The organism is Leifsonia sp. HAY1-4F (assembly GCF_056755275.1).
In genome coordinates this window covers 26502-34637 of sequence record NZ_JBNDHX010000030.1, presented here as the reverse complement: position 1 = coordinate 34637, position 8136 = coordinate 26502, and the positions used below count along the sequence as shown (strand labels likewise).

Annotated in this window: 6 protein-coding genes; 4 read left to right on the top strand and 2 right to left on the bottom strand. The window is 69.1% G+C overall.

All coding sequences use genetic code 11. The features are described 5' to 3' along the window. Nucleotides 1-73: 73 nt before the first annotated feature. Nucleotides 74-1363 (bottom strand): ABC transporter substrate-binding protein, encoded by a 1290-nt coding sequence (locus ACPYOG_RS08240; RefSeq protein ID WP_481293749.1) that lies wholly within the window; start codon nucleotides 1361-1363, stop codon nucleotides 74-76. A gap of 154 nt (nucleotides 1364-1517) precedes the next feature. Here ACPYOG_RS08240 and ACPYOG_RS08235 point away from each other — a divergent pair, with 154 nt between their 5' ends. Then, nucleotides 1518-3410, top strand: coding sequence for an ABC transporter ATP-binding protein (locus tag ACPYOG_RS08235; protein ID WP_481293748.1), 1893 nt, complete (start codon nucleotides 1518-1520; stop codon nucleotides 3408-3410). A gap of 76 nt (nucleotides 3411-3486) precedes the next feature. After that, nucleotides 3487-4731, top strand: a complete 1245-nt coding sequence (locus ACPYOG_RS08230; protein WP_481293747.1) for an Nramp family divalent metal transporter — start codon at nucleotides 3487-3489, stop codon at nucleotides 4729-4731. A 92-nt stretch (nucleotides 4732-4823) separates the two neighbouring features. Here the strand turns inward: ACPYOG_RS08230 and ACPYOG_RS08225 are convergent, their stop codons facing one another. Continuing rightward, entirely contained in the window at nucleotides 4824-5495 is a 672-nt protein-coding gene (locus ACPYOG_RS08225) for a metal-dependent transcriptional regulator (protein WP_481293746.1), read from the bottom strand. A 64-nt stretch (nucleotides 5496-5559) separates the two neighbouring features. Between ACPYOG_RS08225 and ACPYOG_RS08220 the strand changes: the two genes are divergently transcribed. Both ACPYOG_RS08220 and ACPYOG_RS08215 read left to right on the top strand, forming a co-directional pair. Beyond that, complete coding sequence (locus ACPYOG_RS08220) at nucleotides 5560-6924, top strand: cystathionine beta-synthase (protein ID WP_481293745.1); 1365 nt, start codon at nucleotides 5560-5562, stop codon at nucleotides 6922-6924. Between the two features lie 25 nt (nucleotides 6925-6949). After that, complete coding sequence (locus ACPYOG_RS08215; RefSeq protein ID WP_481293744.1) at nucleotides 6950-8095, top strand: cystathionine gamma-synthase; 1146 nt, start codon at nucleotides 6950-6952, stop codon at nucleotides 8093-8095. Nucleotides 8096-8136 lie beyond the last annotated feature (41 nt).

Sequence of the window (8136 nt, the reverse complement as noted above, 5' to 3'; positions counted from 1 at the left end):
TCCGTCGTCGGCAGCGTCAGATGTGTATAAGAGACAGGTTCCCGCCGCCCGGCTACCGGGATTCAGGCCGCGATCAACCGGCGCTGGCGGTGCTGATCGCCGACGCCATGTCCTTCAGGGCCTGGTCGACCGTCTTGTCACCCTTGAGCGCTGCGTAGGCGTTGTCCTGCACGGCCTTGGTGATGGCCGGGTAGAAGGGCGAGACCGGACGCGGGACCGCGTTCTCGATCGACGTCTTCAGCGTGCTCAGGTACGGCAGCTTGCTGTTCAGCGAAGCGTCGTCGTACAGCGAGCTGACGACCGGTGCGAGCGAGCCCTGCGTCACGAAGAACTTCTGCGTCTCCTCGGTCTGCAGGAACTTCAGGAACGCGAACGCCGTCGCCTTGTGCTTGGAGTACACGCTGATCGCCGCGTTGTGACCGCCCAGGCTGGAGACGCCCGGCTTGTCCGCGCTGATGCCCGGCAGCGGTGCGATCCCGAACGTGTCCTTCACGACCGACGAGCCATCCGTCTTGGCCAGGTTGTACACGTACGGCCAGTTGCGCAGGAACATCAGCTTGCCGGCCTCGAACGACTGCCGGCCCTGCTCCTCCTGGTAGGTGATGGCCTCCTTCGGGATCTGCCCGTTCTTGAAGCCGTCGACCAGCCGGGACAGACCCGTCTTCGCCTCGCTGCTGTCGACGGTGACCTTCTTGCCGTCGGAGCCGACGATCGTGCCGCCGTTGGTGTTGATCGCCTCGGCGACGTTCACCGTCAGGCCCTCGTACTGGGCGAACTGACCGGCGTAGCAGCCGATGCCCTTCGCCTTGGCGATGTCGCAGTCCTTCAGCATCTCGTCCCACGTCTTCGGCGGGGTCGGGACCAGATCCTTGCGGTAGTACAGGATGCCACCGTCCGAGGTCTGCGGCGCTGCGTACTGCGTGCCGTTGTACGTGCCCGACTTGACCGTCGGAGCGAGCAGAGCGGAGTTGTCCATCTTGAACGTTCCGGTCAGCGGCTGGAGCCAGCCCTTGGCGGCGAACTCACCGGTCCACACCACGTCCACGTCCACGACGTCGTAGTTCGGGTCCTTCGCCTGGAAGTGCTGCACCAGGTCGTCGTGCTGCTGGTCGGCCTGGTCGGTCTGCTCCTTGAAGGTGACCTTCTCGTTGGGGTGGGCTGCATTCCACTTCGCGATGAGGGGTCGGACCACATTCGAGTTGTCCTTGCCCTGCACGTAGGTGATCGGACCCTTGCTGTCGGTGTTGGCGCCGGCGTCGCCGCCGCCGCTTCCACTTCCCGATCCACCGCCACCGGTACATCCGGCCAGCGTAAGACCGACGAGGGCCACACCGGCGATCACGGAGAGACGTGCTGCTTTCATTTCACTCCTCGTTGAGCTCTTGGTGCGGACGCAGATGTGCGCCCGCTGGTCACCGTACCCCCAGGCTCTCGCGTTCTGCAAGCGTTTACGTCAAGCGCTTGCATCACGGTTGCGTCACGTCGGTCGACCCCTGAGCGAGGGCTACGCTGAGTCCATGAGTGGGATGCGCGGCATGGCGGCGGCCAGTGGCGGCGGCGGCGGACGCGGGCGTATCAGCGGAGGAGACCGGGCCGCTCAGCGCGCGTTGAACGCCGAGGCGCCGCGGATCCCGAACCTCTTCGGGCGCATCCTGGAGCTCTTCGCACCCCACCGGATGGCCATCGTCGTCACCATGGTGCTGGTGCTCGCGGGTGCGGCGCTGACCGTGGTCCCGCCGCTGCTGACGCAGCGCGCCTTCGACGACGGGCTGTTCGGGCGCAACGGCAGGCCCGACCTCCCGGTGCTCCTCGAGATCGTGGTGCTGATGCTCGTGGTGTTCCTCGCCTCAGCCCTCCTCGGCGTCTGGCAGACCTACCTGACCGCGTCGGTCGGCAACAAGGTCATGGGGGCGCTCCGGGTGCGACTGTTCTCGCATCTGCAGTCGATGGAGCTCAGCTTCTTCACGCGCACCAAGACCGGCATCATCCAGTCGCGGCTGCAGAACGACGTGGGCGGTGTCGCGAACGTCCTCACCAACACGATGTCCAGCATCCTGGGCAACACCGTCACGGTGATCGCCGCCCTGGTGGCGATGCTGCTGCTGAACTGGCAGCTGACGATCGTCGCGGTCGTGCTGATGCCCATCCTCGTCATCGCGCAGCGCCGCGTCGGGCAGGTGCGTGCCCGCATCGCGACGAAGACCCAGGAGTCGCTGTCGGACATGACCGCGATCACGCAGGAGACGCTGAGCGTCTCGGGCATCCTGCTCTCGAAGAGCTTCAACCGTCAGGCTGCGGAGGTCGAGCGGTACTCCGACGAGAACGACAACCAGATCCGCCTGCAGGTCTCGCAGGCGATGAGCGGGCAGTGGTTCTTCGCGATGGTGAACATCTTCCTGTCCTCCATTCCGGCGATCGTGTACCTGATCTCGGGCTGGCTCATCCTCGGCGGCGCGAACGACATCTCGGCCGGCACCATCGTCGCGTTCACGACGGTGCAGGCGCGGCTGCTCTTCCCGCTGCTCGCCCTCATGCGCGTGTCGCTGGACCTGCAGACCTCCAGCGCCCTGTTCGCCCGGATCTTCGAGTACCTCGACCTGCGTCCCGCCATCGCGGACCGGCCGGACGCCGTGCCGGTCGATCCGTCCCGGCACCTCGGGCGCATCGAGTTCGACCATGTCGTCTTCCGGTATCCCGACGCCCGGCCGGGGGAGCGCAACACGCTGGACGACGTCTCGTTCGACATCCGGGCCGGCGAGTTCGCGGCGTTCGTCGGCCCCAGCGGCGCCGGGAAGACGACCGTCTCCTACCTCATCCCGCGGTTCTACGACGTCACGAGCGGCCGCATCCGGTTCGGCGACGCGGACCTGCGCGACCTGCAGCAGGAATCGCTCGTCTCGCACATCGGCGTGGTCAGCCAGGAGACGTACCTGTTCCACGCGTCCATCGCCGAGAACCTCCGGTACGCGCGCCCCGACGCGACCCAGCAGCAGCTGGAGGATGCGGCCAAGCGGGCGAACATCCACGAGACGATCGTCAGCTTCCCGGACGGATACGAGACCATCGTGGGGGAGCGCGGCTACCGGCTCTCCGGCGGCGAGAAGCAGCGGATCGCGATCGCCCGGGTGCTGCTGAAGGATCCGGAGGTGCTCATCCTCGACGAGGCGACGAGCGCCCTCGACACGATCTCGGAGCGGGTCGTGCAGCAGGCGCTGGACACCGCCTCCAGTGGGCGCACCACCATCGCGATCGCTCACAGGCTCTCGACGATCGTCTCGGCCGACGTCATCTTCGTGATCGACCACGGGCAGGTGGTGGAGCGGGGCACGCATCGCGAGCTGCTCGACGCCGGCGGGGTGTACTCGCGGCTGTACCGCGAGCAGACCGAGAGCGCCCTGCTCGAGGAGTGATCCTGCTCGTGTCGTGGTCTCCCGCATTCGGGAGGGTGAGAGTTAGACTGGGCTAACTTTCGGTGCGGGAGGGCGTATGAGCGTCGATGTCGATCAGCGCACCGTCCGGCGCGCGCCGACACGGCTGGTGCTGCTCCTCGGGCCGGCCTTCGTCGCGGCCATCGCCTACGTCGACCCGGGCAACGTCGCAGCGAATCTGACGGCCGGGGCGCGCTACGGCTACCTGCTGGTCTGGGTTCTCGTCGCCGCCAACGCCATCGCCGTGTTCGTGCAGTACCAGTCGGCGAAGCTCGGGATCGTCACCGGGCGCAGCCTCCCCGAACTGCTCGGGGAGCGGCTCGGAACAGGCGCCCGCCGCGCGTACTGGGTGCAGGCGGAGCTGGTGGCCGCGGCGACCGACATCGCCGAGGTGATCGGCGGCGCGATCGCGCTCAACCTGCTGTTCGGCCTCCCGCTGCCGGCCGGCGGGGTCATCGTCGGGATCGTCGCGATCGGCATCCTCGCCATCCAGTCACGCGGCGGTCAGCGCCCGTTCGAGGCGGTGATCCTCGGCCTGCTGGCGGTCATCGCGGTGGGTTTCCTGGCCGGGCTGTTCGTCAGCCCGGTCGACTGGCGCGCAGCCGCGGCGGGAGTGGTCCCGCGCTTCGACGGCGTCCCGACGGTGCTGCTCGCGACGAGCATGCTGGGCGCCACCGTGATGCCGCATGCGATCTATCTGCACTCGGCCCTGGCGCGCGACCGGCACGGGGTGGCGGGCGATGCGGGCCGCCTCCGCACGCTGCTCCGCGCCACCCGGGTGGATGTGGTGCTCGCCCTGGTCATCGCCGGTGCCGTCAACATCGCCATGCTCCTCGTGGCCGCGTCGTCGCTCCGCGGCGTCGCCGGGACGGACACCATCGAGGGAGCGCACAACGCGATCGCCGCGGAGCTCGGGCCGGCGGTCGGCATCGTCTTCGCGGTCGGGCTCCTCGCCTCCGGTATGGCCTCGGCCTCCGTCGGCAGCTACGCAGGAGCCGCGATCATGGGCGGGCTGCTGAAGCTGCGCGTGCCGCTGCTCACCCGGCGGGTCGTGACGCTCATCCCGGCGGTCATCGTCCTCGCGCTCGGCGTCGACCCGACCTGGGCGCTGGTGCTGTCGCAGGTGTTCCTGAGCCTGGGCATCCCGTTCGCCATGATCCCGTTGCTGCGTCTCACCGGCTCGCGCTCCGTGATGGGCGATGCTACCGACCGTCTGTGGGTGCGCATCCTCGGTGGATGCGTCGCCGCGCTCGTCGTCGCCCTCAACCTCGCCCTCGTCATCCTCACGCTCGCCTCCCCCTGACCCGAGCCCCACCATCGAGTCCACGAAGACTGCACGCAACACGCCGTCGAAGCGTGCAGTCTTCGTGGACTCGATGGTGGGGCGGGAGCGGCTCAGGGGCGGGAGGCGACCCAGACGGCCGAGGCGGCGGACGGAGGGAGCGTGACGGACCGGTCGCCGAGGCGCACGGTGACGTCGTCGCCGGGCGTGCCGCGCGCATCCACCTGCAGCACGGCGTCGAGGCCGATTCCGCGCTCGGCGAGGTAGCGCAGCACGGCCGGGTCGGAATCCGAGATGCGCACCACGACCACCGCGACTCCGGGCGGCGCGCCGAGGAGCGGCACGGCATCCGGCCGGCGCGGCGTGCCGTCCGCCGTCGGGATGGGGTCGCCGTGCGGATCGCGCGCCGGGAACCCGAGGCGCCGGTCCATCCGCTCGACGAGCTGGTCGGAGACCGCGTGCTCCAGAACCTCGGCCTCGTCGTGCACCTCGTCCCAGCCGTAGCCGAGCTCCTCGACGAGGAACGTCTCGATCAGGCGGTGCCTGCGCACCATGGCGACCGCGTGAGCGCGCCCCGCCTCGGTCAGCTCCACCCCGCCGTACCGCTCGTGCGCGACGAGGCCCTGCTCGGCCAGGCGGCGGATGCCGTCTGAGACGGTCGCCGCGCGGACGCCCATCCGCTCGGCGAGCTGCTTCACCGTGACCGGACGGTCCGACCATTCCGTCGCCGACCAGATGATCTTCAGGTAGTCCTGTGCGACGGGCGACAGGTCGGACACGGGCATGAGGCGATTGTAGGGCCCGGTCACACGGTCGTCCCGAGGCGCGGTCGCTGTTACCGTGGGACGGGTGAAGTACGCACAGACCATCATCGACTTGGTCGGCGACACCCCGCTCGTGAAGCTCAACAGGCTGACCGACGGGATCGCGGCGACGGTTCTCGTCAAACTCGAGTACCTGAACCCCGGAGGTTCGTCGAAGGACCGCATCGCCTCCCGCATCATCGACGCTGCGGAGCAGGACGGGCTGTTGAAGCCCGGCGGCACCATCGTGGAACCGACGAGCGGCAACACCGGAGTCGGACTCGCCCTGGTCGCGCAGCAGCGCGGCTACCGGTGCGTGTTCGTCCTCCCCGACAAGGTGGGGGAGGACAAGATCAACGTCCTCACCGCCTACGGAGCGGAGGTGGTGGTGACGCCGACGTCGGTGCCGCCCGAGCATCCCGACTCCTATTACTCGGTCTCGGACCGGCTGGCCGCCGAGATCCCCGGGGCGTTCAAGCCCAACCAGTACTTCAACCCGAACGGCCCCCGCAGCCACTACGAGACGACGGGTCCGGAGATCTGGCGTGACACCGACGGGCGGATCACGCACCTCGTCGCCGGCGTCGGCACGGGCGGCACGATCACCGGCACCGGACGGTACCTCAAGGAGGTCTCCGAGGGTCGCGTCCGCATCGTCGGGGCCGACCCGGAGGGGTCCGTGTACTCCGGCGGAACCGGTCGTCCGTACCTGGTCGAGGGCGTCGGCGAGGACTTCTGGCCGGGCGCCTACGACCCGACCGTCGTGGACGAGGTGATCGCCGTGAGCGACGCCGACGCGTTCCGGATGACGAGGCGTCTCGCTCGCGAGGAGGGCATCCTCGTGGGAGGCTCCAGCGGCATGGCGGTCGCCGCGGCGCTGCGGGCGGCGAAGGATCTCGGTCCGGACGACATCGTCGTCGTCATCCTCCCGGATGGCGGCCGCGGCTACCTGGCGAAGATCTTCAACGACCGGTGGATGCAGTCCTACGGATTCAGCGAGGTGCCGGACGAGTCCACGGTGCACGACGTCATCGCGAAGAAGAAGGGCGCGCTGCCGGACCTGGTGCACACGCACCCGGCCGAGACCGTGCGCGACGCCATCCAGACTATGAACACGTACGGCGTGTCCCAGCTCGTGGTGCTGACGGCGGAGCCGCCGGTCGTCATGGGCGAGGTCGCCGGCGCGCTCGACGAGCGGTCGCTGGTGGATGCGGTGTTCAGCGGGCACGCCGAGATGAGCGACAGCGTGGGCCAGCACCTGGGCGAACCGCTTCCGCTCATCGGAGTCAACGAGTCCGTGACCGCGGCCCGCGCTGCCCTGGCCACCACGAGTGCCTTGCTGGTGACGGACGGCGGCAAGCCCGTCGCGGTGCTCACCCGGCAGGATCTCCTCAACTACTTCAGCGACTGAACGAAACCTTCGGAGAAGGACGACAATGACACACGGCTTCGCCACACGCGCCATTCACGATGGTCAGGAGTTCGACCCGACCACGGGCGCGATCATCCCGCCCATCTACCAGACGTCGACCTTCGTGCAGGACGGCATAGGGGGCCTCCGCGGCGGCTACGAGTACGGCCGCTCGGGCAACCCGACGCGGACGTCGCTCGAGACGCTGCTCGCGTCGCTGGAGGGCGGCGTCCGTGCCCTCTCCTTCGCGTCCGGGCTCGCTGCCGAGGATGCGCTGCTGCGTGCCGCGCTGCGCCCCGGCGATCACATCGTGCTCGGCAACGACGCCTACGGCGGGACCCACCGGCTGATCGAGCGCATCCACGGCGACTGGGGCATCCGCAACACCTCCGTCGACCTCGCCGACCTGGACGCCGTGCGCGGTGCGCTGGCGAGCGACGGCACACGGATGCTGTGGATCGAGACCCCCAGCAACCCGCTCATGAAGATCAGCGACATCGCGGCCCTGGCGGAGCTCGGCCACGCCGCCGGCGCGATCGTCGTCGTGGACAACACCTTCGCCTCCCCCGCGTTGCAGCAGCCGCTGTCGTTCGGAGCGGATGTCGTGGTGCATTCGACCACGAAGTACCTCGGGGGTCACTCCGACGTGATCGGCGGAGCGCTCGTCTTCGCCGAGGAGGAGCTCGCCGAGAAGGCCAAGTTCCTCCAGTTCGCGGCGGGCGCGGTGTCGTCCCCGATGGATGCGTGGCTCACGGTGCGCGGGATCAAGACGCTCGACGTCCGCCTGCGCCGGCACAGCGCGAACGCGCAGGCGATCGCGGAGGCCCTGGTCGGCCACGACGGCATCGACGCGGTGTACTACCCCGGCCTGCCGGACCACCCGGGCCACGACCTGGCCGCACGTCAGATGAGTGGCTTCGGCGGGATGCTCTCCGTGGCGGTCTCGGGCGGTTCGGCGGCGGCGCGCAGGTTCGCGGAATCGACCCGGGTCTTCCAGCTGGCCGAATCGCTCGGCGGCGTGGAGTCGCTGATCGGCTATCCCTCGGAGATGACCCACGCCTCGGTGCGTGGGACGGCTCTCGAAGTGCCGGACGACGTCGTCCGGCTCTCGGTCGGCATCGAGGACGTGGACGACCTGCTCGCCGATGTGGAGCAAGCACTCGGCCGGTAGTCGCCCACGCTCGCCGTCGGGCGAGCGGACGGCGGGAGGGG

Excerpts from the sequence above, each read along its gene's own strand:
- ACPYOG_RS08240 (WP_481293749.1), bottom strand. The coding sequence starts at position 1,363 with ATGAAAGCAGCACGTCTCTCCGTGATCGCCGGTGTGGCCCTCGTCGGT.
- ACPYOG_RS08235 (WP_481293748.1), top strand. The coding sequence starts at position 1,518 with ATGAGTGGGATGCGCGGCATGGCGGCGGCCAGTGGCGGCGGCGGCGGA.
- ACPYOG_RS08230 (WP_481293747.1), top strand. The coding sequence starts at position 3,487 with ATGAGCGTCGATGTCGATCAGCGCACCGTCCGGCGCGCGCCGACACGG.
- ACPYOG_RS08225 (WP_481293746.1), bottom strand. The coding sequence starts at position 5,495 with ATGCCCGTGTCCGACCTGTCGCCCGTCGCACAGGACTACCTGAAGATC.
- ACPYOG_RS08215 (WP_481293744.1), top strand. The coding sequence starts at position 6,950 with ATGACACACGGCTTCGCCACACGCGCCATTCACGATGGTCAGGAGTTC.